The organism is Allobosea psychrotolerans (assembly GCF_002917105.1).
GTDB classification, from domain to species: Bacteria; Pseudomonadota; Alphaproteobacteria; order Rhizobiales; family Beijerinckiaceae; genus Allobosea; species Allobosea psychrotolerans.
In genome coordinates, this window is sequence record NZ_PQFZ01000007.1 from 236267 (window position 1) to 261650 (window position 25384).

Annotated in this window: 17 protein-coding genes; 12 read left to right on the forward strand and 5 right to left on the reverse strand. The window is 66.6% G+C overall.

What is annotated here, in order from left to right:
- Positions 1–15: 15 nt before the first annotated feature.
- From tssM to CYD53_RS30920, 4 genes are all read left to right on the forward strand, one after another.
- The gene (tssM, locus tag CYD53_RS14600; RefSeq protein ID WP_245928236.1) at positions 16–3639 is read left to right on the forward strand and encodes a type VI secretion system membrane subunit TssM; all 3624 of its coding nucleotides are present in this window, start codon (positions 16–18) and stop codon (positions 3637–3639) included.
- Between the two features lie 6 nt (positions 3640–3645).
- Positions 3646–4392 carry a type VI secretion system-associated protein TagF gene (gene tagF / locus CYD53_RS14605; RefSeq protein WP_103718820.1) on the forward strand — a complete coding sequence of 249 codons (747 nt, stop codon included), beginning with the start codon at positions 3646–3648 and terminating at the stop codon, positions 4390–4392.
- Positions 4392–5255, forward strand: a complete 864-nt coding sequence (locus tag CYD53_RS14610) for a PP2C family protein-serine/threonine phosphatase (RefSeq protein WP_245928237.1) — start codon at positions 4392–4394, stop codon at positions 5253–5255. Before tagF ends, CYD53_RS14610 begins: the two co-directional genes overlap by 1 nt.
- A gap of 102 nt (positions 5256–5357) precedes the next feature.
- Positions 5358–8645, forward strand: coding sequence for a serine/threonine protein kinase (locus CYD53_RS30920; protein WP_103718821.1), 3288 nt, complete (start codon positions 5358–5360; stop codon positions 8643–8645).
- Between the two features lie 329 nt (positions 8646–8974).
- Here CYD53_RS30920 and CYD53_RS14620 read toward each other — a convergent pair whose 3' ends face one another.
- From CYD53_RS14620 to CYD53_RS14630, 3 genes are all read right to left on the reverse strand, one after another.
- Entirely contained in the window at positions 8975–9316 is a 342-nt protein-coding gene (locus CYD53_RS14620) for a hypothetical protein (RefSeq protein WP_103718822.1), read from the reverse strand.
- Positions 9317–9491: 175 nt separating this feature from the next.
- Positions 9492–10055 (reverse strand): DUF6931 family protein, encoded by a 564-nt coding sequence (locus CYD53_RS14625; RefSeq protein WP_103718823.1) that lies wholly within the window; start codon positions 10053–10055, stop codon positions 9492–9494.
- Positions 10056–10059: 4 nt separating this feature from the next.
- Positions 10060–11943 (reverse strand): type VI secretion system Vgr family protein, encoded by a 1884-nt coding sequence (locus CYD53_RS14630; RefSeq protein WP_103718869.1) that lies wholly within the window; start codon positions 11941–11943, stop codon positions 10060–10062.
- 329 nt (positions 11944–12272) lie between these two features.
- On the opposite strand from CYD53_RS14630, the gene CYD53_RS14635 reads away from it, so the two are divergent.
- The 8 genes from CYD53_RS14635 (at position 12273) to tssH (ending at position 22942) form a co-directional block, all read left to right on the forward strand.
- On the forward strand, positions 12273–13568 hold the full coding sequence (locus CYD53_RS14635) for a type VI secretion system protein TssA (RefSeq protein ID WP_181011871.1): 1296 nt from the start codon (positions 12273–12275) through the stop codon (positions 13566–13568).
- 80 nt (positions 13569–13648) lie between these two features.
- Positions 13649–14170: a type VI secretion system contractile sheath small subunit gene (gene tssB, locus CYD53_RS14640; RefSeq protein WP_103718870.1), complete on the forward strand. Its 522-nt coding sequence runs from the start codon at positions 13649–13651 to the stop codon at positions 14168–14170.
- A gap of 78 nt (positions 14171–14248) precedes the next feature.
- On the forward strand, positions 14249–15742 hold the full coding sequence (tssC, locus tag CYD53_RS14645) for a type VI secretion system contractile sheath large subunit (RefSeq protein WP_103718825.1): 1494 nt from the start codon (positions 14249–14251) through the stop codon (positions 15740–15742).
- A gap of 131 nt (positions 15743–15873) precedes the next feature.
- Positions 15874–16359: an Hcp family type VI secretion system effector gene (locus CYD53_RS14650; protein ID WP_103718826.1), complete on the forward strand. Its 486-nt coding sequence runs from the start codon at positions 15874–15876 to the stop codon at positions 16357–16359.
- Positions 16360–16485: 126 nt separating this feature from the next.
- Positions 16486–17031, forward strand: a complete 546-nt coding sequence (tssE, locus tag CYD53_RS14655; protein WP_245928238.1) for a type VI secretion system baseplate subunit TssE — start codon at positions 16486–16488, stop codon at positions 17029–17031.
- 150 nt (positions 17032–17181) lie between these two features.
- Positions 17182–19143 carry a type VI secretion system baseplate subunit TssF gene (tssF, locus tag CYD53_RS14660; protein ID WP_103718827.1) on the forward strand — a complete coding sequence of 654 codons (1962 nt, stop codon included), beginning with the start codon at positions 17182–17184 and terminating at the stop codon, positions 19141–19143.
- A complete protein-coding gene (gene tssG, locus CYD53_RS14665; protein ID WP_245928239.1) occupies positions 19140–20183 on the forward strand; it encodes a type VI secretion system baseplate subunit TssG in 1044 nt (347 codons plus the stop codon). Before tssF ends, tssG begins: the two co-directional genes overlap by 4 nt.
- The gene (gene tssH, locus CYD53_RS14670; protein WP_103718829.1) at positions 20180–22942 is read left to right on the forward strand and encodes a type VI secretion system ATPase TssH; all 2763 of its coding nucleotides are present in this window, start codon (positions 20180–20182) and stop codon (positions 22940–22942) included. The genes tssG and tssH overlap by 4 nt, the downstream gene beginning before the upstream one ends.
- Before the next feature lie 346 nt (positions 22943–23288).
- On the opposite strand, the gene CYD53_RS14675 is transcribed toward tssH, so the two are convergent.
- Complete coding sequence (locus tag CYD53_RS14675) at positions 23289–23798, reverse strand: PAAR domain-containing protein (protein WP_103718830.1); 510 nt, start codon at positions 23796–23798, stop codon at positions 23289–23291.
- Positions 23799–23881: 83 nt separating this feature from the next.
- On the reverse strand, positions 23882–25348 hold the full coding sequence (gene tagH / locus CYD53_RS14680; RefSeq protein WP_181011872.1) for a type VI secretion system-associated FHA domain protein TagH: 1467 nt from the start codon (positions 25346–25348) through the stop codon (positions 23882–23884).
- Positions 25349–25384 lie beyond the last annotated feature (36 nt).

The following is a 25384-nucleotide window of genomic DNA, read 5'->3' on the forward strand; positions in this document are numbered from 1 at the left end:
GAGGCGGAGGCGCTCGTGACCCTGGCAATCTGGTTGCGCATCATCATCAGCCTGATCGGGCTTGCCGCCTTCGGCGCGCTGGTCTGGTTCGCCAGCCCGTTGATCTCCATCGCCGGCATCTATCCGTTCGATTCCGAATGGGTGCGCTTCGCCATCATCGCGGTGGTGTCGCTCATCGTGCTCGGCCTGCTGGTCTGGGGCATCATCCGGCGCAGGCGCGAGGCAGCGGCGCTGGAGCAGGGCCTGGCCGATGCCGCCGTCGATGAAGGCGATGGCGACGTGCTGGGCGAGCGCATGGCGGACGCGCTGCTGACGCTGAAGAAATCTGCCGGCTCGAGCGCCAACTATCTCTACGAGCTGCCCTGGTATGTGCTGATCGGCCCTCCGGGCTCCGGCAAGACCACGGCCCTGGTCAATTCGGGGCTGAAATTCCCGCTCGCCAAGGGCGGCGCGCCATCCGCCGTCGCCGGCGTCGGCGGCACACGCTATTGCGACTGGTGGTTCACCGACGACGCCGTGCTGATCGACACGGCCGGCCGCTACACCACGCAGGATTCCGACGCCTCGGCCGACCGCAAGAGCTGGCTCTCCTTCCTTGACCTGCTCAAGAAGAACCGGCCGAACCAGCCGATCAACGGCGTCATGCTCGCGATCAGCATCGAGGATGTACTGACCGCATCGCCCGCCGAACTCAACGCCCATTCCGATGCGATCCGGGCGCGGCTGACCGAGTTGCACGACAATCTCAAGGTCGATTTCCCGGTCTATGCCCTGTTCACCAAGATGGACCTTGTCTCCGGGTTCATGGAGTATTTCCAGCATCTGAACGAGGCCTCGCGGCGCGTGGTCTGGGGCCATACCTTCCAGACCGACGACAAGACGCTGAACATGATCAGCGAAGTGCCCGACGAGTTCGACGCGCTGGTGGAGCGCCTCAATTCCGAACTGCCCGACCGGCTCCAGGAAGAGCCCACGCCCAGCGCGCGTGTGCAGATCTTCGGCTTCCCGACCCAGATGGCGGCGGTGAAGACCCCGATCATCGAGTTCCTCAACCGTATCTTCGAGCCGACACGCTATCATTCGCGCGCGACCCTGCGCGGCTTCTATTTCACCTCGGGCACGCAGCAGGGCACGCCGATCGACCAGCTGATCGGTGCGATGGCGCGCAATTTCGGCGCGAACCAGGTTGCCGCCGCGGCAATGTCGGGCTCGGGCAAAAGCTTCTTCCTCACCGATCTGATCACCAAGGTGGTGATCGGCGAATCCGCCTGGGTCTCGACCGACCGCAGGGCGGTGCGCCGCGCCTTCGCCCTGAAGGCGGCCGCCTATAGCGTGCTCGCCCTGGTCACGCTGGGCGGGGCGGCGGCGTGGTGGACGAGCTACAACCGCAATGTCGACCTGATCGCCGAGACCAACGACCAGACCAAGACCTTCGTGGCGACCGCGGCCCCGATCATCCAGGAGCCGACCGTCGCCGATCGCGATCTGGAGAAGATCGTGCCGCTGCTCGACGCATTGCGCGCCCTGCCCGCCGGCTATGCGCAGGAGGGCGTCTCGCCGCCCCTGCAGGCGACCTTCGGCCTGAGCCAGTGGGATCGGCTCGGCGCGTCCTCGGAGGCGGTCTACAAGACCGGGCTGGAGCGCCTGCTGCGCTCGCGCCTGATCTTCCGCATGGAAGAGCTGATCGAGGCCAACCGCTCGCGGCCCGACTTCATCTACGAGGCGCTCAAGGTCTATCTCATCCTCGGCGGCCGCCAGAAGATGGACGAGGATCTGATCCTGCTCTGGATGCGGCGCGACTGGGTCGACAATCTCTATCAGGGCGCCGCCAATGCGCGCCTGCGCGAGGAGCTCAGCCAACACCTGACGGCGATGCTGCGCCTGCCCGATTCCGGCGGCGCCGGCACGCTGACGCTCAACGAGCCATTGATCGAGGAGGCCCAGAAGACGCTGGCGCGGTTGAGCCTGGCCGAGCGTGCCTATCAATTGCTGCGCGTCCAGGCACGCGCCTCGCCGGGCAAGCCCGACTGGACCGCCGCCGCCAAGGGCGGCGCCGACGCCAAGCTCGTCTTCGAGGGCCCCCGCGGCGGCGAGCTCGAGAATGTCCGCGTCCCGTTCTTCTACACCTATGCCGGCTTCCATGAGGGCTTCATCGGCCGCTTGCGCGACGTCGCCAAGCAGATCGAGGAGGAGCGCTGGGTGCTGGGCACGGCCGGCGACCAGAGCGCCGTCTCGGATCAGTACGAGGCGCTGCCGCGCGCCTTGCTGGAGCTTTACGCCAAGGACTTCATCGCCTCCTGGCAAGGCGCGATGGCGGCGCTGCGCTTCCGGCCGCTGCTCGCCAACAAGCCGCAATATCCGGCGCTCAGCGCGGCGTCGGCCGTCACGTCGCCGCTGAAGCAGGTGCTGGAATCGATCCGCGACGAGACCAAGCTCACCCGTGAGCGCCCGGCGCCGGCCGGGCAGACCGCGACGCAATCGGCAGGCGGCTCCTTGAGCCAGGCGCAGCAGGCGCAGAACCTGGCGCAGCGGCTCGGCGTCAATACGGGCAGCGCCTCGACGACGCTGTCGCGCATGGATATCGCGCTCAAGGCGATGGAAAAGCCCAACACCGCCAGCGGCGAGCAAGCGCCGGGTGCGACCATCGAGGCGGCCTTCAAGCCGTTCCACCAGTTATTCGAGGGCGAGCAGGGCCGCCGGCCGATCGACCAGGTGCTGCTCGCCTTCTCCGAGGTGAACCAGAATCTGCGCCTGCTCGCGACCAACCCGGCGCTGGCGCCGCAGGTCAACGCCACCTTGCCCGGGCAGATCCAGACCTTGCGCAACAGCGCCAACCTGATCCCGCAGCCCTTTTCCGGCCTGATCCAGACCGCTGCCACGAGCTTCGAGAATGAACTGACCGGCAGTTCGGTCTCGCAGCTCCTGCAGGACCTGCGCTCGCAGGTCACCGCGACCTGCAACCTGATCGTCACCAACCGCTACCCCTTCGCGCGCGGCAGCGACCGCGACGTGCCGCTGGCCGATTTCGGCCGGCTCTTCGGCACGGGCGGCATCATGGACAAGTTCTACACCACCAATCTCGCGCCGCTGGTCGACACGTCCAAACCCGAATGGGCCTTCAAGCAGAACATCAGCGTGGCGCGCTCGCTGCCGCCCGCCGCGCTCAAGGAGTTCCAGCGCGCCGCCGACATCAAGGACGCGTTCTTCGGCACTGGCGGCAACATGCCCTCCTTCACCATGGCGATCACGCCGCAGCCGGCGGCGAGCTCCGGCTCCGCGCCGACGATCAAGCTCGACATCAGCGGCGTCGCCGTGGTGGCGCAGGCCGGCGGCGGGCCGACGCCGGTGGTCTGGCCGGGCCCTGCCGGGCTCGACCGCACGGTGATTTCGAGCCAGACCACGAGCACAGGGCTGTTTGGCGGCGTGACCAGCAGCCCACCCGTCTTCGGACCGGAGAAGCGCGGCCCCTGGGCCTTCTTCCGCTTCCTCGACCTCGGCTCGGTGACGAAGCGCGGGGAGGCCCTGGTCGCCAGCTACTCCGTCGGCGGCCAGTCGATTTCCTACCAGATCAATGTATCGTCCCTGAAGAACCCGCTGACATTGCCGGCCCTGCGGGAATTCAGATGTCCGGGAGGCTGAGGCAGGATGCACTGCGCCCTTTTCGGCAAGCTACCGGCCAAGCGTGATTTCATCGCGGTGAACATGCCGCGCGAACTCCTGCGCTTCTGGGAGATCTGGCTGCAGGGCGGCATGGCGGCCAGCATCCAGGCCCTCGGGCCGGGCTGGAAGGAGGCCTATCTCAGCGCGCCGATCTGGCGCTTCTGGCTCGGCCGCTCGCATCTCGGCAGCGAGGTGCTCGGCGCCTTCATGCCCTCGCTCGACGGCGTCGGCCGCTACTTCCCGCTCGCCATCCTGGCGATGGCGCCTGAGAGCCAGGCCTTCGCGGCGCCGACGGAGAACGCGCAGGCAGCCTGGTTCGAAAGCGCCGAAGCCTTCCTGCTCGACACGCTGGAGCCAGACGCTGCCTATGAGGCAACGCTCGCCGCGCTCGAAAGCCTGCCCTTGCCCGAGAGCGTCGCGCGCGACACGCAGCCCGCGATCGTCGCCGCCAATCGAGGACTGCTCGGCGTGAGCGGCGACGCCGCGACCGAGATTCCGGCCTTGCTGGCGCGGCTCGAACGGTCGGACAAGGCCGCCCGCCAGGCGGCAGGCTCCTGGTGGTGGAGCATTGGCGGCGACAGGTTTCCAGCGCTTGCGCTCTGTGCGGAACGGTTGCCGGAGGCACAGCATTTCACGCTGATGCTGACGGGCCCGACCGCCGGTCCGGAAAGCGGCGGCACTGATGCGAGCGGCGAGAGCGCACAACCGGCCAGGATCGGAGTCGAGCCCTGATGGACAGCACCCTTCCGCCCCCGTCCATGCGCGCGAGCAACGATCCGCTCGCCATGCTTGCCGGCGCGCTCAACCCGCAGGCCAGCTTCCGCTTCGAGACCGGAGCGACCACCCATGTCGGCAAGGTGCGCAGCGAGAACGAGGACAGCTACATCGTTCACGCTGACGCCGGCCTCTGGTGCGTCGCCGACGGCATGGGCGGATATGAGGCCGGCAAGCTCGCCTCCTCCACCGTCGTCGAGGCGCTGCGCACGATCGGCCAGGCGGCCTCCGCGGCGGATCTTCTCGCGCGGTTCCAGGACCGGGTGCTGCAGGCCAATACCGGCCTGCGCAAGGCGGGCGCGGAACGTGGTCTTGCCACCTTCGGCACCACCGTCGTCGCGCTCCTGATCTATGAGCGCTTCTTCGCCTGCTGCTGGGCCGGCGACAGCCGGACCTACCGCGTCAGCCAAGGCCGGCTGTCGCAGATCTCGCGCGACCATACCGAGGTGCAGGATCTCGTCGACCAGGGACAATTGACCCCGGAGGAGGCCAAGCGCTGGCCGGGGCGCAACATCATCACGCGCGCCATCGGCGTGAACGACCTGCCCGATCTCGACCTGATTCAAGGCGCGGTGGAAGAGGGGGACGTTTTCGTGCTATGCAGCGATGGCCTGACCGGCCATGTCTCGGATACCGAGATCCTGGCCGGCGTGGCCGGGCGCGCGCCGCAGGCGGCCTGCGACCATCTGGTCGAGCTCACTCTTGCGCGCGGCGCGAGCGACAACGTCACGGTGATCGTCGTGGCATGCGAGCCGAAGGGCGCGGACGCGCCAGTCCCACCCTCGCCGGCCAGAAGCGACGCCGACGGGCGTGAGGCCTGAAGCGATGCGGCGGCATGAAACAGGGATGACGGAAATGCGGCGGCGTCGCCGCCGTCTTGTCCGCGCCCTGTCGGCCGCCAGCTCCGGCGAAGGCCGCGTGCCATGAGCGACAACGGCGCCACCGTCATCATTCCCCGCGCCCGCGTCGCAGTCGGTACGACGCTGAACGGCATCTATCGGATCGACCACCCCATCGCCGCCGGCGGCATGGGCGAGATCTACAAGGGCTACGCCATCCAGACCGGCGATGCGGTCGCGATCAAGATGATCCGCTCCGATCTCGCCGAGAACGAGAGCGCGCTCGCTTTGTTCCGCAAGGAAGCGTCCTCGCTGCACAACCTGCAGCACGAGGCGATCGTGCGCTATTACCTGTTCTCGATCGACCCGCAGCTCGGCCGCGCCTATCTCGCGATGGAGTTCGTCGACGGCACCTCGCTGAAGGACCATCTCGTCCGCGGACCGCTGTCCTTCGAGGACACCTGCATCCTGCAGCAGCGCATCGCCTCGGGGCTGCATTCGGCCCACAAGCTCGGCATCATCCATCGCGACGTCGCCCCCGACAACGTCATCCTGCCCGGGGCCGACGTGGCCTTGGCCAAGATTCTCGATTTCGGCATCGCGCGTTCGACGCGGGCCGGCGAGCAGACGATCATCGGCAGCGGCTTCGCCGGCAAGTACAACTATGTCTCGCCGGAGCAGCTCGGCCTGTTCGGCGGCGACGTCACCCCGAAATCGGACATCTACAGCTTCGGCCTGGTCCTGGCGGAGTGCCTTCAGGGCCGCCCCATCGACATGAACGGCTCGCAGGTCGAGGTCATCGACAAACGCCGTGTCGTGCCCGATCTGTCGAAGATCGATCCGCGCTTCCGGCCGCTGCTCGAAAAGATGCTGCAGCCCCTGCCGGAGAACCGCCCGGCGACGATGGCGGAGGTCGCGGCCTGGCAGCCTGCCGTCGGCAAGCCGGCCAAAGCGACGACGACGACAGGCGCCAGCAGCGGCAAGACGGGCATGGCGATCGCGGCCGGCCTGGGCGCCGTCGCGCTGCTCGGCGGTGGGCTTTATTTCGGCGCCGACCTGCTGAAGGGCGGCGGCACCCCGGCCCAGATCGCCAGCACCAGCCCGGCGCGCCTGGCCGATGAGGAGGCCCTTGCCGCCCAGGCCGCGCGCCGCGCCAGCGAGGATGCGCGCGCCCGGCAGAGCCAGGAGCGCGCCGAGCAGGAGCAGCGCGCGGCGCAGGAACGCGCCCTGCAGGAGAAAGCCGCGAGCGAGAAGCTGGCGCGCGAGCGCGAACTCGAAGAGACGCGCCGCCAGGTCGAGGCCAAGGCTGCCGACGACGCCCGCAGACTGGCGGAAGCCAGGGCGGCCGAGGAGGCGCGCCGGGTCGCTGAGGCCAAAGCCGCCGAAGAGCGCCGTGTCGCGGAGGCCAAAGCCGCTGACGATGCGCGCAAGCTCGCAGAGGCGAAGGCGGCCGAAGATGCGCGCCGTGCGGCGGAAGCCAAAGCCGCAGAAGAGCGACGCGTCGCGGAGGCCAAAGCCGCTGACGATGCGCGCAAGTTCGCCGAGGCGAAGGCGGCTGAAGACGCGCGTCGTGCGGCGGAAGCGAAGGCAGCAGAAGAGCGACGCGTCGCGGAGGCCAAAGCCGCTGACGATGCGCGCAAGCTCGCAGAGGCGAAGGCAGCCGACGACGCGCGCCGCGCGGCGGAAGCGAAAGCCGCCGAGGAGGCCCGCAAGCTGGCGGAGGCCAAAGCCGCGGAAGAGCGCCGGATCGCCGCCGAAGCGAGAGCGGCCGAGGATGCGCGCAAGCTCGCTGAAGCCAAGACCGCCGACGAGGTGCGCCGCCTGACCGAAGCGAAGGCGGCCGAGGATCGCAGGCTCGCAGCCGAAGCCAAGGTCGCGGAAGCCAAGGCCGCCGAGGAGGCGCGCCGCACCGCCGAGGCCAAGGCCGCCGAGGACCGTCGGATCGCAGCGGAAGCGAAAGCGGCCGAGGATGCCCGCAAGCTCGCCGAGGCCATGGCTGCCGAGGAGGCGCGCAAGCAGGCCCTCGCCAAGGCAGCCGAGGACAAGCGCCTCGCGGCGGAGGCGAAGGCGGCGGAGAACGCCCGCAAGCTCGCTGAGGCCAAGGCTGAGGAGGAGACCCGCAAGCTGGCCCTCGCCAAGGCAGCTGAAGACAAGCGCCTCGCGGCTGAAGCGAAAGCGGCGGAGAATGCCCGCAAGCTCGCCGAGGCCAAGGCCGAAGAGGAGACCCGCAAGCAGGCTCTCGCCAAGGCGGCCGAGGAACGCCGCCTCGCCGCTGAAGCGAAAGCGGCGGAGAACGCCCGCAAGCTCGCCGAGGCCAAGGCCGAGGAAGACGCGCGCAAGCAGGCCCAGGCCGCCAAGCTCGCAGAGGAGCGCCGGCAGGCGGCCGAGGCCAAGGCGGCAGAGGAAGCCCGCAAGATCGCCGAGGCGAAGGCTGCCGAGGAGATGCGCAAGCAGGCCCAGGCGAAGGCGATCGAGGACAAGCGCCTCGCCGCCGAAGCCAAGGCGGCCGAAGATGCGCGCAAACTCGCGGAGGCCAAAGCCGCGGAAGAGGCGCGCAAACAGGCCGAGCTTCAGGCCGCCGAGGCCCGCCGCCTCGCCGAGGAGCAAAGCGCCAGGGCGGCTGCCGACGCGGAGGCCAACCGTGTCGCCGCCTTACGCGCCGAAGAGGAGGCGAAGCGCAAGATCGACGGCGCAACCGCGGAAACACGGGCCACCGCAGAGGATGCGCAGATCACCGAGCGCCAGCGCATTGCGCTTGAACAGGCGCAGGCGCGCTGGCTGACGGAAGAGGCCGAGGCCATGCGCCGCGCCGGGGTGACCGCGCCGCGCCAATCCATCGAAGAGATCGAGCAGCGCAACGCCGCCGCCCAGGATCAGGGCGTGCGGGTTGCCCTGGCAGATCCCACCCTGCTCGCCCCCAAGCCATTGGCCGACCCGCGACCACCACGCCCGGTTCCGACCGACCCTGCAGCGCTGACGCGCGAAACGCAGGAGGAATTGACGCGGATCGGCTGCTATGCCGGCCGGATCAGCGGCAATCTCAATGTCGCGACCCGCGAAGCGCTGCGCATCTACCGCCAGCGCATCGGCGCGGCCCCCGAGCCGGCCGCGATCACGCCCGAGCAACTGCTCGAACTGCGCGAGCGGCCTGCCCCGACCTGCCCCCCGACGAATGTCGCCCCTGCGCCGGGCAAGCGGGCCCCTGCCCTGGTGCGTCGCCCGCCGCGCACCGAACCGGTGCAGCGCGCCCAGCAACCCCAGCGCGAGCGCGCCGCCGAAAGCAAGCCGGCTCGGGCCGCGCCGGCCGCCGCAGCGGCGCCCGCGGCAGCCGCGCCGAGGCGCGTCACGCCAGGTCTCGGATTGGGATTCTAGGGCATTTCCGCGTTTCTCCGAATCGCAGAAATGCCCTAGCTTCCTGTTTTAACGCGCTTTCTTCACGCGAACCGGTGTCCACTTCGCTCGAAAACGCTCTAGGTTGCTCTCGGCTCGGAAGCGCGTCGTCATCCCGGCGGAAGCGAAGCGCTGCTCCGGGATGACGGCGTGTCTCCAAGCGTGAGCGGTCAGCTTTGAGATTTCGTTCGGTCCGCACAGGCGCCGGACCAGACAATGTGCACAACACCCACCGCCCGAACGCAATCGAGCGACGCAAGTCTTGCGTCGCTCGGGTCATTCGCTTGGCGATGGCGTCCGTCGTGGGCCGTTCAGTAGACCGTGCCGATCCAGATGAGGCTAGGCCGCGCGGAGAATGAGGTGTAGCCCTCGGCACGGCGCGGCGGGCGGGCCGGCTCGGCATAAGCCACGCGCTGCAGCGCCGGAGCGGTACGTACCGGTTTGACCGAGGCCACGCGCACGCTCCGGGGGCGCGTCGCCGCGTTACGCACAGGCGGCAGCGGCGCTATCACCAGATGCGGCTCGTCTTGCGCTTCCGCGACCAGAAAGGCGCCGGGAACGATCACGTCCTGTGCCAATGCAGGCGTGAGCCCGATGAGTGCGAGCGCCGTTCCGAAAGCCATGGATCGCGCAGTCGAAAGGCCGAAGATCATCGCCTAGCTCCATTCTGCATCAGGGCACCATATCATGATTGTGCCAATGCGCCAACATCCGCAAGGTTCCACGAAACCGGTGAAGAATGTCCGAATCCTATCGGAACAACCGGATCCAACCCCGATTCAGGTCATTTCTGGCATTCTCCCCGCCCCGCCGTGACCTCGTCCCGCCTCAGCTCGGGCGGCGCTGCAGGAGCTTCAAGCCATGGTCGATGCAGGTCGTCAGCCTGGCGCGGCGCTCCTGAGTCGCGTTACGGGCCAGGGCGATCAGGACTGCCGCGCGGATCGCCTTGGCCGTCAGATGCGGCGGGGCCATCACCGGAGCGTGAGGATTGTCGGCCATATCGCCGCCGGACCAGGCCGCGCCCAGCGCAAGCCAGGTACTGGCGTCGGCGCGCTGGCTCGCAAAGCCGATGCGCAAAGCTTCGATCCGGCGCGACTGCTGCGGATCCTTGACCCAGAGTTCGGCCGCCTGGAAAGCGCGGTTCTGCTCGATCTGCTGGCGCTCGCGTTCATCGGCGAGCCCGCGCACGCAGGAGCAGCCCCACCAGACCGCCTCCCGCCTCGGCAGGAGATAGGCGCAGAAGCTGATCGCGTCCTCCGGCGTCTTGCTGTCGATCAGCCCGACGAGGAAATCGCGCGGGGCGGCATCGCTGGGGGCAGCCTCGATATCCTCTCCCGCAGTCGGAAAGGCCTCGAAGACATCGCGCGCGGTGAGAAAGCGGTCTTGGCGCATGGCGTCAGTTGATCTTCACCATGCCGCCCGTGATCGTCAGGGTCGCGTGCCCCTTGAGCTGCGTCGTCGTACCCGACATGTCGAGATCCGCCGAAGCCTCGACCTTGATGTTGAGCGATTTCAAGGTGATGCTCTCCTGGTCCATCACAATCGTCGAACCGCCCACCTTGAGCGTGATCTTCTGGCCCGCCTTGATCAGGATTTCCTGGCTGACGTCGACAACCTGGTTGCCGGTCTCGACCTTGAGGTTGTCGTCGCCCTTCTTCAGGGTGATGTTGCGCGAGGCCTCGCCCTTCTCGCTTGAAAAATCCTCGCCGATATTGCGGGTCTCGGTGTCCCGGATCAGCGTGTCGAGAAACTTCTCGGCGCGGAACTCGACCTTCTCGGCCTTCCTGGTGTCGTCGAAGGTCAGCTGGTTGTAGCCATTGCTGCCGGTCGTCGTGTCCGATTTGATGCCGTTGATATTCTTGCTCGCCTTGGTGCCGAACGGCATCTTGTGCTTGCCGTTATAGACTGTGCCGACCACCAGCGGGCGGTCGATGTCGCCCTCCAGGAATTCGACGATCACCTCCTGGTCGATGCGCGGGATGAAGGAACCGCCCCAGGAATCCCCGGCCCAGACCTGCGCGACGCGGACCCGGTAGAGATGCTCGTCATCGCGATCCCAATGGAACTTTACGAGGATGCGGCCCTGATCGTCGACGTCGATCTCCTCGCCCTTCTCGCCGACGACGCGGGCCGTCTGCGGGCCAAAGATCGTCGGCTTGTCCGTGAGCTGCGGCGGCTTGAACGGCCGGTCGGCGAGCTGGAACTCGTATTGCCCGGAATACTCGTGCCCCCCGCCATCCGCGCCGGAGCGATAGGATTGCAGCGAGACGAAGGAATGCGTCGCCCTGACGACGAGGAACTGCTTGTTCTCGCTGTCGGCGCTATGGCGCTGCAGCGTGGTCAAGCCGCCGGGATAGAGCGTCGCGGCATCGCCCGAGGCGATCCGGCGCCGGTCCGAAGCCTGCTCCGATTCGAGCCTGACCTTGGCCAGCGTCTTGCCGTCGCCATTCTCCAGGTAGCGGCCGGGATAGTCGTAAACCTCCAGCGTGGAATGCTGATAGGATTCCGAGGTCTGCTCCTCCGCCTGCATGTCGGCGTCGGGCTTCTCGTAATTATAGTCGCGGAAGGTGATCTTGCCGGTGCGGAAACGGCGCTCGACCATCCAATGCTCGAGATGCTCGACCTCGCGCCGGTTATTGGTATCCAGCGGCAGGAATGGAATGGTTTCGGTGCCCTGGATCGGCTTGTGCGATGAGGCCTGGTCGGCCAGCACCAGGCGATGCGTCCCGGCCTCATGCTCGAAGTAGTAGCAGATGCCGTACTCCTCCATCAGCCTGCTGACGAAGGCGAGGTTCGTTTCCCGGTACTGAACGCAATATTCGAGTTGCGGATAGGATTTGATGTCGAGCCTGAGCTCGCCGAGCTGCCCGTCGCGCAGGACCTTCTCGATGATCTTGTCGACCGTCTGGTTGTGGAAGATCTTGCAGTTGGCGGTCTGCCCCAGCAGCCAGAGCCAGGGCCGCAACGTCAGGCGATAGAGGTAGAAATCCTCCTCCATGCCGAGCCACTGCGCCTCGACGAGGACACCGCTGAAGTAGCGCTTCTTCCTGCGGGCGACGACAGTGCCTTCGTATTCGACGACATTGATCTCAAGATGGCATTGCTGGCCGAGCGCGGCGTCGAAATCCAGATTGTCCTTCGCGCTCAAGGCCTCGATGCGGTATTCGAACAGTTCGCTCAGGCCTTCATTGGCATCGAGCCGCCGGAAGGCCAGAACGTCGCCGCCGAACGGCGTCTTCAGGATCGCGGGTCGGTTGGCCTGACTAAGTTCTCGGCTCATGTCGGCTCGCATGTCCAATATGGCGGTCGCTAACCGGGCGAAACCTATAGTCCGCCGGCATGCCGGTCTAGCACAGAGACCGGCTGACCAAAAGCAAGCCGACATTTCCGCCAATTCAACCGGTACGGTACCGCAATTCAGCCTGGTTCTTAGCCGGAGCGCGATTGATCTCGATCCACCATAACGCCAGGCGATCATTGTAAGATCACCCAGCACATGGGAAACAGGGCGTTCATGGACGCCTTGTCACATATCGACGCTACGGCATGATCAAGAACGCCGGCACGGCAGGGATGCGGGATGAGGGACATGGATCGGGGGACATCGAGATGACAGCGGACCTCGCCACGACCCTGAGCGAAGCAATCGCAGAGGACGCCCCCTGTGGCCCCGATCTCGACCTCGCCTATGACCCCGATTACAGCCTGTTCGTCGCGCGGGCGGAGGGCCTGCTGCCGGAGAAATCCTTCTTCGACTTCGACCGGACCAAGAACGACCTGGCGAAAGAAAGCAGCGCCGTCGAAACCTTCCTGGGGCGCACCCGCGATCTGCGCCTGCTCGTCCTGCTCGCGAAGCTGCGCATCCTCAACCGGGATCTCGGCGGCTTCGTCGCGGCCCTGACGGCGATGGCGGCCTTGCTGCGCGCGCGCTGGGAGCATGTCCACCCCGCCGCCGAGGAGGGCGATTTCGGCCTGCGCATCGTGGTCATCGAGTCGCTCGACGATACGACCAGCATCATCATGCCCTTGCTGCACGCCCCCTTGACAGTCAGCCGGCGCATCGGCGCGGTCAACTACCGGATGGTCCAGATCGCGCGGGGCGAGGCCACCGCCCGCGAGGGCGAACCGGCGCCGGATCTGCAGGCCGTGGAAACAGCCTTCAGCGACGGCGACATGGCCGGGTTGGTCCAGAACCGCGACCTGCTCGTCGCGGCCGCAGCCGCGCTGGCCGAGATGGAAGCCTGCGTCGAGGAGCAGAACGCCGGCAGCCTCAGCCTCGGAAAACTCAAGCCCACGCTCGACAAGATCAGGACCGAGCTCGACGGCGCAATCGTCAAGCGCGACCCGGGCGCCGCGGCGGCGCCGCAGGCCGCCGGCAGCGCGGAGGCAAATGGTGCAGCCCCGGATGCTGCCGGCCCCACGCCCTCCATCCCGCTCGACACGCCGGCCGGCATCCGCCGCGCCTTGCTCGGCGCCGAGCTGTATTTCCGGACCCGCGAACCGTCGAGCCCGGCGCTGCTGCTCGTCGCCCAGGCGCGCCAGCTCGTCGGCAAGGGGCTCGCCGAAAGCGTTCAGCTCCTGGTTCCAGACCATGCCAGCGATGCGACCATCAATGTCGGCGGCCGCATGGTCTTCGACCTGCCGATCGAGCGCCTGGCCACATTGATCGAGGCCGGGCCCGATGGCGAGACCGTCGACACGGAAGCCGATCCGCCGGCCGCGGGCAGCCGGCACGAGGCGCTCGACATCCTTCAGCAGGTCGCCACGCATCTGCGCGCCCGCGAGCCCTCGAGTGCCATTCCGTTACTGTGCGAGCGTGCTCGTGCGATGGCCGAGCGCGATTTCATGTCACTTTTAAGAGAAATGCTACCGGAACGTGCATTTCGAAATCTCGACGAAAGTTGATCATGGAGTTGACCTTACGGCCGTTTTGAAATGTAGTGTTTCTGCTTCATTTCGGCAGCGAAGCAGCCTCGGGGGTTGACATGTCCGACAGCGGCCAGAAGTTCATCCGACGCAACCGAGCGCCTCGGGTTCATATCAGTTACGATGACCCCTACGATGCCAATCGTAAGATCGAGATTCCGTTCGTCATGGGCGTGATGTCGGACCTGTCCGGAAACTATGCCGGCGCAGAAAAGCCCGACGTCGCGGATCGCGGTTTCCTCGACATCGACATGGACAACTTCGAGAACCGCATGGCGGCGATCGAACCTGGCGTCACCTTCCGGGTCGACAACAAGCTCGGCGACACGCCATCGGGCGAAAAGCTCCAGGTCGCGCTGCGGTTCTCGAAGATGGCCGATTTCAGCCCCGCCGCCGTGGCGCGCCAGGTGCCGGCCGTCGCCAAGCTGCTGGAGGCGCGCGAGCAGCTCGCCAACCTCAAGAGCTACATGGACGGGAAAGCCGGCGCGGAAGCCAAGCTGCGTGAACTGCTGAGCGACCCGAAACTGATGGCGGCGCTGAGCGAGCGCGCCAAACCAGCCTCCGAAGACGACAAATCCTAAGCACGCCCGAAATCCTAGGCACGCCCACAATCCTGAGCACGCCTACGACGCGCCACTTCGCTTTTTGGAACGGTCATCATGGCTACCGAGCTCAAATCCGCTACCCAAACCGGGCAGACCGAAACGCGCGATGTCGATGAGTTCGCCTCGCTGCTGAAGCAGAGCTTCAAGCCACGCAGCGAACGCGCCGCGACCGAGGTCGAGAACGCCGTCTCGACGCTGGTCCAGCAGGCACTGGCCGATCAGTCGCTGGTCAAGGACGACGTCCTCGACACGATCGAGGAAATGATCGCGCAACTCGACAAGAAGCTCTCCGAGCAGGTCAACGCGATCATCCACGCGCCGGAATTCCAGCAGATCGAGAGCGCCTGGCGCGGGCTGAACTACCTGATCATGAATTCGGAGACTGACGTCCAGCTCAAGATCCGCGTGATGAACATCTCGAAGAACGAGCTGTCGCGCACGCTGAAGCTCTATCCCGGCGCGAAATGGGACCAGAGCCCGCTGTTCAAGAAGGTCTATGAGCATGAGTTCGGCCAACTCGGCGGCGAACCTTATGGCTGCCTGATCGGCGACTATTATTTCAGCCACCTGCCGCAGGACGTGCAGCTGCTTCGCGACATCAGCAAGGTCGCGGCCTCCGCGCATGCGCCCTTCTTCGCGGGTGCCGGCCCGACATTGATGGGCATGGATTCCTGGAACGAGCTCGCCAATCCGCGCGATCTCGGCAAGATCTTCGATACGCCCGACTATGCCGCCTGGCGCTCGCTGCGTGACTCCGACGATTCCTGCTATGCCGGCCTGTGCATGCCGCGCGTGCTGTCGCGCCTGCCCTATGGCGCGAAATCCGACCCGGTCGAGGAATTCGGCTTCGAGGAGGAGACCGACGGCCATACCGGCTCGAACTATGCCTGGATGAACGCCTCCTATGCGATGGCGGTGAACATCAACCGGGCCTTCAAGGAATGGGGCTGGTGCACGCGCATTCGCGGCGTCCAGTCGGGCGGCGAAGTCATCAACCTGCCGACCCATACCTTCCCGAGCGATGATGGCGGCGTCGACCTGAAATGCCCCACAGAAATCGCGATCAGCGACCGGCGCGAGGCCGAGCTCGCCAAGGCCGGGCTGATCCCGCTGATCCACCGCAAGAATTCCGACAAGGCAGCCTTCATCGGCGCGCAATCGCTCTACAAGCCGAAGAAATACGACAACAACGTCGATGCGACGGCGTCGTCAAACCTTCGCTCCCGCCTGCCATACATGTTCGCGGTCTCACGTTTCGCGCATTACCTGAAATGCATGGTGCGCGACAAGGTCGGCTCGACGATGGAGCAGGAGCAGCTCACCGTCTGGCTGCAGGAATGGATCAACCAATATGTCGATGGCGCACCAGCGACCTCGACCGAACAAACGAAGGCGCGCAAGCCGCTGGCGGCAGCCAGCGTCCAGATTCGCCCGGACGAGGAAAACCCAGGTTACTACTCGGCGCGCTTCCTGTTGCGGCCGCACTACCAGCTCGAGGGCATGGATGTGAGCCTCAGCCTGGTGTCGCGGCTCCCGCAGAAGTCCTGAGAGGCCGTCTGAACTCGGATTGCTCCAGGTAGCGCGGCTGCAACGACAGCCTCTCTACCGGGGTTGGGAGTGGCGCCGGAAGCCCGGGCGGGCGACCGCGCCTAGTCTGCACTGGCAATGGAGAATCCACTATGGCAGCCGAAGACATCCACCTGAAGCTCGAATCGCCGTCAGTCGAAGGCGACAGCACCGTCAAAGGGCATGAAAAGGAGCTCGCGCTCCAATCCTGGAGCTTCGGCGCAAACCAGACCGCCTCGATGCATGAGGCCACCGGTGGCGGCAAAGGCAAGTCCTCATTCAGCGATGTGCAGTGCTTCATGAGGGCCGACACCGCCTCCGTCACCCTGCTGCAGTTCCTGGCGAAAGGCACCCATATCGGCAAGGGCACGCTGATCCAGCGCAAGGCCGGCGACAAGCCGCTCGATTTCGTCACGCTGATCATGGAAGAGATCATCGTCAGCAGTGTCAGTTTGAGCGGCTCAGGCGATGAAGCCACCGTGTCCTTCTCGCTGAACTTCGCAAAATTCGAGTACAAGTTCGCAGCGCAGGACGCCAAGGGCAACAAGGGCAAGGAGCCCTCGTTCAAATACGACATCGCCAAGGTCGACGCGGCGTAATCAGCGGCGGCGGCCTGCAGCACCTACCCTCGGGTCAGCGGTGTCGCGGCCTCTTGCAGCCGCGCGAGATGACGGCGGCCGCGCCCCGCGCGGCTTCCGCTCTGTGCTTGCCTGGCGGAGTGGGCAATGAGTCGCAAGAAATCGGTCAGCCTGCGGATTCCGCTGATGTCGGCCTTCCGGGCCGGAGCGGAGGCAAAGGATGCCAGAAAGGCTGTCGATTTGCGCGACGAGGCCGGCGAGCGCGTCCTGGCTGGCCGGCTCGTGACTGGCCGGGCCGCGATCTCGGAGAGCCGGTTGCGCAGCGAGTTGTCGCGCGATCTCAGCACTCTGCTGAACACCGTCAACCTGGAATCGTCCTTCGATCTCGGTCCCAACGAAGCCGTTCGCCGGTCGATCCTCAATTACGGCCTGCCCGACATCGCCCATCGCACGATCGACGAGGCGGGCATCGAGAATATCGACCAGGAGATCAAGGACGCGCTGCTGCTCTTCGAGCCGCGGCTGGTCCGGCATTCGCTGCATGTCGAGCGCGACAAGTCGATCGCCGTGCATGAGCTGGCAGTCCGCTTCATCGTACGCGCCGACATGGTGGCGGACCCGGTCAATGTCCCCGTCGAGTTCTTCGCCGAGATGCAGGCGGGTTCGGGCAAGATCATGGTCAGCCGACTCTAAAGCCGGATGATGAGTTCGTTTCGACCTTCGGGAATATACCCATGACGCCTCCAGACATCATCTCGACCCGCTCCGGCGCTCATCGCAGCATGAGGGCATGATGTCGCCCAGGGACCGGCTTCCGCTTTTCGACACGACACTCTAGCCGCCATGGATCGCGAATTCCTCGATCTCTACAATCGCGAACTGGATCTGCTCTACCAGCAGGCCAAGGAGTTCGGCGACGAATATCCCGGCATTGCCGATCGCCTTGGCGGCCTGGTGCGCGACCGCATCGACCCGATGGTGTCCGGGCTGCTGGAGGGCACGGCCTTTCTCGCGGCACGCGTGCAGCTCAAGCTGAAGCACGAATTCCCGGAATTCACCTCCAATCTGCTCGAGCAGCTGGTGCCGAATTATCTGGCGCCGACGCCCTCCTGCATCCTGGCGCGCTTCCAGCCCGCCTTCGGCGACACGGCGCTGCGCGAAGGCAAGACCATCGCGAAGGGCAGCTATATCGACGCGACCTATCAGCAGCGCGGCCGCCGCGTCGCCTGCCGCTATCGGCTTGCCTCCGACGTCACGCTCTGGCCCTTCGAGATCACCGGCGCGGAGTATTTCGCGACGCCTGCCGCCCTGCAGGGCCTTGGCATCCCGATCGACCGGCGGGCGCTGGCGGGCCTGCGCATCGGGCTGACCCACCGCACCACGCCGCGCCGCGACGACGAGCCTTCCGACACCGAGGCCAAGGCGAAGCCCGAATGCTGGTTCTCCGGCACGAAGCTCGAGACGTTGCCCTTCTATCTCACCGGCGCGGAGCCGGACGCCCACGCCCTCTATGAGCACATCATGGCGCGCTGCATCGGCGTCTTCCTGCGCTATCTCGACCCGTTCGGCGATCCGGTCGCCGTGCCCTTGCCGCAGGATTGCCTGCGGCAGATCGGCATGGAGGAGGAAGAGGCGCTCCTGCCGCATGATGCCCGGATCTTCCGGGGCTTCGACCTGCTGCGCGAATATTTCATGTTCCCGCGCAAATTCCTCGGCTTCACGCTGGGCGGGCTGAAAGCCGTCCGCCAGTCGCTCGCGGCGCGCAATATCGAGATCGTCATGGTCTTCGACGAGGCGAGCCCGCGGCTCGGCAGCATCGTCGATGGCAACACCTTCTCGCTCTACACCAGTCCTGCGGTGAACCTGTTCGAGATGGGCACCGACCGCATTCCGATGAAGACCAATGTCCACGAGCACCATGTCGTGCCGGACCGCAGCCGCTATCTCGAATTCGAACCGCACCGCATCATCGAGGTCTTCGCGCATTTCGCCGGCGGGCGGGAGAAGGTGCCGGTGCGCCCGCTCTATTCCTCCTCGCTCGAAAACGGCGATGAATCCGGGCTGTTCTACACCATCCGCCGCCTGCCCCGGCGCCGCTCGATCGAGGAGAAGCAGCGCGGTGCGGCTTCGGACTATATCGGCACGGACATGTTCATCTCGCTGACGGAGAAGCCGGGCACGGATCTGGCCGCGCGCGTCGTCGAGCTCAGCATCCGCGCCTTCTGCAGCAACCGGCATCTGGCCGAGCAATTGCCGGTCGGCAGCAGCGGCGCCGATTTCCGCCTGCCCGAGGACCAGACGCTCGACATCGTCTGCGTGGCGGGGCCGACGGCGCCGCGCGAGCCCGTCGCCTCCTATCTGCGCAGCCGCGGCGAGACCGCCCATACCGGGACCGTGACCTGGCGATTGATCAACATGCTCAGCCTCAACCATCTCGGCCTGCTGGAGCGCGGCGGCGGCAAGGACGGGCGAGCGTTGCGCGAGACACTCGCCCTCTTCGCCGACCTCGCGGACGCCGCCACCGAACGGCGCATCCGCGGGACGCGTTCGCTCGACAGCCGCCCCGTGGTCAGGCGCGTGCGCCATCGCGCGGGGCTCGGCGCGGCGCGCGGCACGGAGGTCACCGTGACGCTGGACGAAAAGGCCTTCGAGGGCTCGGGCGCCTTCCTGCTGGGAGCCATCCTCGACCGTTTCTTCGCCGAATATGCCGGCATGAACCACTTCACCCAGACCGTGATCCGCACGGTCGAGCGCGGCGAGATCGCGCGCTGGCCGCCTCGCGCCGGATCGAGGAGGGTGCTGTGAGCTTCCTCGAAGATCTGACCCGGGAGCCCTGGCGCTTCGATTTCTACGAGACGCTGCGGCGGCTGGAGCGCGCCAATCCCAAGCAGCCCCGCATCGGCAATTCCAGCGCGACGCGCGAGGATTATGTCGCGCTGGGCCAGGACCCCTATATGGATTTCCCGGCCTCGACCCTGGCCAAGGCCGGGGCGGACGCGACCGGGCGCATGCGCATCCTGGTCAAGTTCCTCGGCCTGCTCGGCCCGCAGGGCGCCCTGCCCTATGCCACGACCGAGGAGGCCCATGGCTGGCTGCTCGCCGGCGACGACGCCTTTCCGCGCTTTCTCGATCTGTTCCAGAACCGCTTCCTGCAATTGTTCTTCCGCAGCTGGGCCGATGCCAGGCCCGTCGCCCAGCATGACAGCCTCGACCATGACCGCTTCTTCGATTTCGTGGGCTCCGGCATCGGGCTGGGCAGCGCGCCCTATCGCGGGCTCGACGCCACCCCGGACGCGCTGAAGGCCGGCTTTTCCGGCCTGCTCGGCGCGCAGGCGAAATCGGCGGCGCGCCTGCGCGGCTTTCTCGAGGGGATGTTCAATCTCAAGGTCGAGATCGACGAATTCGTCGGCATGAAGATCGAATTCGAGGAAAGCGACCGTTCCAGCCTCGGCGGCCGCCATGCCCGGCTCGGCGTCGACATGCTGATCGGCGCCGGCGTCTTCAGCATCGAGGACAAGATCGTGGTGCGGCTGCATACCGCCGATCTCGACGAATACCGGCGCTTCCTGCCGAGCGGCGACATCTGCCAGGCCCTGAACGACGCGATCTTCTTCGTCGTCGGCCACGAGATCACCTGGGATATCGAGCTCGCCATCCCCGCCAGCAAGGTCGAGCCGATGCGCCTGTCGCGCTCGGGCCAGCTGGGCTGGACCTCATGGCTGTCACCGAAGCGCGAGGTCGATGCCGGCGAGATCCGTTGCGATGCGCGCTTCCAGCCGGGGCAGAAGACCGCCCCGCAGCCGAAAAAACCGCCGAAAACCAACAAGACGAAGGGGCCGTCATGAGCGAGATCAGTCTGGAGGCCATTACCGGCAAGCTCAACCGCCTGGGCTACGACGCCTTCATCCAGGCGCTGCGCGCAGCCAAGCGCAGCGGCAACCGCAATGTCGAGGTGGCGCACTGGCTGCTGTATCTGCTGCAGAACGACAAATCCGACATTGCGATCACCATCGACCATTACAAGCTCGACCGCGCCCGCATGCTCGCCGAGATCGGTGCAGTCGTGAACGGCTTCAAGCGCAACGAGACCGAGATGCCCGGCGTCTCGAACCAGGTCACCGACCTGCTCGATCGCGGCTGGCACTATGCGACGCTGTTCTTCGGCGAGACCCAGATCCGCTCCGGCCATGTCCTGGTCGCGGCGCTGAAATCGCTCGATGTCCGCCGCGCCTTGGTCGATGCCTCCAAGGAATTCGCAAAAATCCCGGTCGACACGCTGGCCGGCGAGCACCGCACCGTCTGGGCCCAGTCGGACGAGGAATCGCTGCAGCCGATGGACGGCTCGGGCCTGCGCGCGGCCGGCACGCCGGGCGCGGAGGCCGCGCCCGGAGCCAAGGGCTCGACTGCTCTCGACCGCTTCTCGATCGACCTCACGGCCAAGGCGGCCTCGGGGACGATGGACCCGATCACCGGCCGCGACGACGAGATCCGCCAGATCATCGACGTGCTGATGCGGCGGCGCCAGAACAACCCGATCCTCACCGGCGAGGCCGGCGTCGGCAAGACCGCCGTGGTCGAGGGCTTTGCCCAGCGCATCGCGTCGGGCGACGTGCCGCCGCCCTTGCGCGGCGTCAGGCTGTGCTCGCTCGATATCGGACTGATGCAGGCCGGCGCCTCGATGAAGGGCGAGTTCGAGCAGCGCCTGCGCTCGGTCATCGACGAAGTGCAGTCCTCGCCGACACCGGTGATCCTGTTCATCGACGAGGCGCATACGCTGATCGGCGCGGGCGGGGCCGCCGGCACGGGCGACGCCGCCAACCTGCTGAAACCGGCTCTGGCGCGCGGCACGCTGCGCACCATCGCAGCGACGACCTGGGCCGAGTACCGGCTCTATTTCGAGAAGGATCCGGCGCTGACGCGGCGCTTCCAGCCCGTGCAGATCGACGAGCCCGACATCGCCCGCTGCTGCACCATGCTGCGCGGCATTCTGGGGCCGATGGAGAAGCACCATGGCGTGCGCATCTCGGATGCGGCGATCGTCGCGGCGGTGAGCCTGTCGCATCGCTACATCCCGGCGCGGCAATTGCCCGACAAGGCCGTGAGCCTGCTCGACACGGCCTGCGCCCGCGTCGCGATCAGCCAGACCACGACGCCGGCATCGATCGAGGATACGCGCATCGCCATTGCCGCGCTCGACAAGGAAAAGACCGCGCTGGAGACCGATCGCGACATCGGCACCGACGCGAGCGAGCGTCTCGCCGAGATCGCGGTCGAGACCGCGACGCTGCAGGAGAAGCTGGCGAAGCTCGAAGCCGAATGGGCCTCGGAGAAGGCGATCGTCGACGAGATCAAGGCGCTGCGCGAGAAGATCGCCAAGGCAGCAACCGAGAAGGCAGCAGCGGACAAAGCCGCTCCAGCGGCCGGCTCGGACGCGGCCAATGACGACGCCGCCGATGACGACGCGGCACCTGCCGCCGCACCGATCGGCGAGGACGCGGAAGCGGCTCCTGCCGATGCGGAAGCCGATTTCGCGGCGCTGAAGGACAGGAACGCCTCGCTCGAAGCCTTGAACCCCGACGAGCGCAAGATCTACGCGCATGTCGACGAACAGGCTGTCGCCGCAATCGTCTCGGACTGGACCGGCATTCCGGTCGGCCGGATGGTCAAGGACGAGATCGAGACCATCCTCAATCTGGCCGAGACCTTGAACAAGCGCGTCGTCGGCCAGGCCCATGGGCTGGCGATGATCGCCAAGCGCATCGAGACCAACCGCGCCAAGCTCGACAACCCCAACAAGCCGATCGGCGTGTTCATGCTCTGCGGGCCCTCGGGCGTCGGCAAGACCGAGACGGCGCTGGCGCTGGCGGAGGCGCTCTATGGCGGCGAGCAGAACATCATCACCATCAATATGAGCGAGTTCCAGGAGGCCCACACGGTCTCGACGCTGAAAGGCGCGCCTCCCGGCTATGTCGGCTATGGCGAAGGCGGTCGCCTGACCGAGGCCGTGCGCCGCAAGCCCTATTCCGTCGTGCTGCTCGACGAGGTCGAGAAGGCGCACCCGGATGTGCACGAGCTGTTCTTCCAGGTCTTCGACAAGGGCCAGATGGAGGACGGCACCGGCCGCCGCATCGACTTCAAGAACACGCTGATCATCCTGACCTCGAATGTCGGCACCGACGTGATCATGGACATGGCGCGCGACCCGTCCGCCAAGCCCGACGCCGACACGCTCTCGGCGGCGCTGCGCCCGTCGCTGCTGCAGGTCTTCCCACCGGCCCTGATCGGTCGCATCGTCACGATCCCGTATTATCCGCTCTCGCCGGACATGCTGGGCGGCATCGTGCGCCTCCAGCTCGATCGCATCGGCAAGCGCATCCGCGAGAACCACAACGCCGCTTTCATCTATGACGACGCGGTGGTCGCGCATATCGTCTCGCGCTGCAACGATCCGGATTCCGGCGGGCGCATGATCGACAACATCATCACCAACACGCTGCTGCCTGCGCTCTCGCGCGCCTTCCTCAACAAGGCGATCGAGAAAACCGAGGTGAAGAGCGCCAAGGTCGCGATCGCGGATGGGCAGTTCGCCTATGAGGTCGCGTAGAGCCGCGGTTCGAATGGAAGCGCTCAGCGCCGGTTGGAAATGCCCTCATCCTGAGGAGCCGGCCTGAAATGAGCTCAAAGATTTCAATGGCTCTGTCTTCGCCACCGACGCGCCGTCATCCTGGGCGAAGCGAAGCTTCGACCCGGGATCCATCGTAGAGCTCCGGAGCCCTCCGATGGATCCCGGAGCTGCGCCGCTTCGCGGCTTGTCCAGGATGACGGCGCGGGGATGTCGAGCGATCGGAAGCCTCTGATATCGCTCGGTCCATTTGAGGTCAGACTCTGAGGAGCCATTCCCCGGGGAATGGCTCCTCAGGAAAGGGCTGTCGGACATTTCAAACGGGCGCTCAGCCGCCGATGATCACCGTCGGGCAGCCCATCATGATCTTGTTGGGCGGCCCGAGCGCCTCGACGATGGTGTCGCCCATCCGGCAGGCCGGCAAGCCGTTGATCATCACGGTCGTCGAGCCGTCGACGACGACGCCGGGTCCATGCGGCGGGATCGGCAAGGGCGTGGCGCAGATATGGATATCGACCCCGCCGCCGCCTGCAGCCGCGCCGGTGATGGTTGCGCTCATCGCGGTGGACGCCGCCGTCTTGGCGGCCTCCTCGGCCGCGACCGCAGCAGGAGCGCCGGGCGTGCCCGCCGCAGCCAGCTTGGCGGCCTCCGCCGCCTTGAGCGTGGCGTCCGACGCCTGCTTCGCCGCCTGCACGGCGGCCGCGCCGGCCCCACCGATGCCGCGCCATGCCGGCAGGCCGCCGATCAGGACATTGGCGCTGCCCGGGCCCGGTTGCAGGACCGGCGGCAACGGGTGCAGAACGGGATCGGTTATACGGGCAGCCGGTCCGGTCGGCATGGCTCGGCCCTCCGTCGAGTGACGCTGCGGAAACTCTAAATTGTGCCCGGCAAACCCGCAAGGCTACCCAGGAACAAGACGGCTCACGAGCGCAGCTTGCTCGCCAGCCTGTCGTAGCATTCCGAGAAATACAGCATGAAGGCATCGACCAGGCCGTTGTCGTGGCGCTCGGTCTTGGCCTTCCAGCGCGTGACGAAATGGTCCCAGAGCTTGGCCTTGCGCGAGCCCATCAGGCCGCCGAGCCCGCCTTCCTTGTCCGTCGCGGCTTCGATGACGGCAGGATCCAGATCCTGCACCACCATCTTCAGCGCCTGCTGCATGGCTGAGTAGGTGTTCATCTGGTGGGTCTTCAGATCCTTGAAGCTGTCTTCGAGCGCCCGCCTGGCGTCGAGATAGCTCGTCGTGCTGGGCCCGAACATGATCCGCAGCGCATCCTCGACGGTCGGAGAGAATTTCAGCGGGTTGTTCTCCAGCGCCTGGATCATGGTCTGGTTGGTGCTGCGCACGAGGCCCTTGGTCTCCGCCCGCGCCTGCAGCATCTGCTTGACGTTCTCGCAGGTGATCCTGAGCAGCAGTCCGGCGAGCTCGGCCATCTCCTCGGGCGAGCGGCGGTTGAAGATATCCTCGCTGACGCCCGCCCCGCGCGCCATCCGCGCCGCAAGCTGATTGCCGATCTGCGCCTGGGCCGAAGGCTGGGCCGGCGAAGCCTTGACCGAAGGCGGCGGAGCGGCCGGCAACGGCTCGGGAGGCGTGGCGACAGCAGCAGCGGCCGGGCGCACGGCCTTCGCGGCCAGGATCGCGGCCGGCGGCGAGGTCATGTAACCGCCCAACGGCACGGGCTCGGGCGCAGGCTGAGCCGGCTCGGGCGCATCGGGAATGGGGTGGATCGACCAGTCGCCGCGCGGCGCCAGCAACGGCGCAGTCATCGGCGGCAAAGCCTCGAAGCCCGGCGCTTCTGCATTCGATGCCGGCGGCGGAACAGGCGGAGGCGCGGCGGGAGCGGCGCTCCGGTCCGGTGGCAGCCAGGCCGGTTCGTTGCGGCGCGCCGGTTCGTCGAGCTCCGGGATATCGACGTACCAGTTCATCAGGTCGTTCTGCTCGGCCGCCGGGCGCGACGGCCTGAGCTCGGAGGCCGGGATCGGCGGCGCCGGCGAGGCGCTGTCCCACATCTCCTCCGGCCGAGAAAAGGACGGCATGGCAGCCTCGGGTGCGATCTCCGACGCAGCTTCGCTGTCGACGCTCGCCCCGATGATGTAGTGGCCGATCTCGAGCCGGTCGCCATCCTTGAGGCGGTGCGGCCCCGACATGCGCAATTCGCTGCCATTGACGAAGGTGCCGTTGCTCGACACGTCGTGCAGCCAATAGGCACCGTCGCGGAAACGCACCTCGCAGTGCCGGCTGGAGACGATCCGGCCCGGGTCGGGCAAGGTCCAGTCGAGATACTGGTCGCGGCCGATATCAAGCCCGCGCTGGCCCTTGATGGTGATCTGGAGCGGGCCGCCATCGGGCAGCCGGTCCACGTTCTGTATCGACAGCGTAAGCGACGGCACGCGCAGTTTCCCGTTCACACAAAGCCCGGCCGTAAT

Excerpts from the sequence above, each read along its gene's own strand:
- tagF (WP_103718820.1), top strand. The coding sequence starts at position 3,646 with ATGCACTGCGCCCTTTTCGGCAAGCTACCGGCCAAGCGTGATTTCATC.
- CYD53_RS14610 (WP_245928237.1), top strand. The coding sequence starts at position 4,392 with ATGGACAGCACCCTTCCGCCCCCGTCCATGCGCGCGAGCAACGATCCG.
- CYD53_RS30920 (WP_103718821.1), top strand. The coding sequence starts at position 5,358 with ATGAGCGACAACGGCGCCACCGTCATCATTCCCCGCGCCCGCGTCGCA.
- CYD53_RS14620 (WP_103718822.1), bottom strand. The coding sequence starts at position 9,316 with ATGATCTTCGGCCTTTCGACTGCGCGATCCATGGCTTTCGGAACGGCG.
- CYD53_RS14625 (WP_103718823.1), bottom strand. The coding sequence starts at position 10,055 with ATGCGCCAAGACCGCTTTCTCACCGCGCGCGATGTCTTCGAGGCCTTT.
- CYD53_RS14630 (WP_103718869.1), bottom strand. The coding sequence starts at position 11,943 with ATGAGCCGAGAACTTAGTCAGGCCAACCGACCCGCGATCCTGAAGACG.
- CYD53_RS14635 (WP_181011871.1), top strand. The coding sequence starts at position 12,273 with ATGACAGCGGACCTCGCCACGACCCTGAGCGAAGCAATCGCAGAGGAC.
- tssB (WP_103718870.1), top strand. The coding sequence starts at position 13,649 with ATGTCCGACAGCGGCCAGAAGTTCATCCGACGCAACCGAGCGCCTCGG.
- tssC (WP_103718825.1), top strand. The coding sequence starts at position 14,249 with ATGGCTACCGAGCTCAAATCCGCTACCCAAACCGGGCAGACCGAAACG.
- CYD53_RS14650 (WP_103718826.1), top strand. The coding sequence starts at position 15,874 with ATGGCAGCCGAAGACATCCACCTGAAGCTCGAATCGCCGTCAGTCGAA.
- tssE (WP_245928238.1), top strand. The coding sequence starts at position 16,486 with ATGAGTCGCAAGAAATCGGTCAGCCTGCGGATTCCGCTGATGTCGGCC.
- tssF (WP_103718827.1), top strand. The coding sequence starts at position 17,182 with ATGGATCGCGAATTCCTCGATCTCTACAATCGCGAACTGGATCTGCTC.
- tssH (WP_103718829.1), top strand. The coding sequence starts at position 20,180 with ATGAGCGAGATCAGTCTGGAGGCCATTACCGGCAAGCTCAACCGCCTG.
- CYD53_RS14675 (WP_103718830.1), bottom strand. The coding sequence starts at position 23,798 with ATGCCGACCGGACCGGCTGCCCGTATAACCGATCCCGTTCTGCACCCG.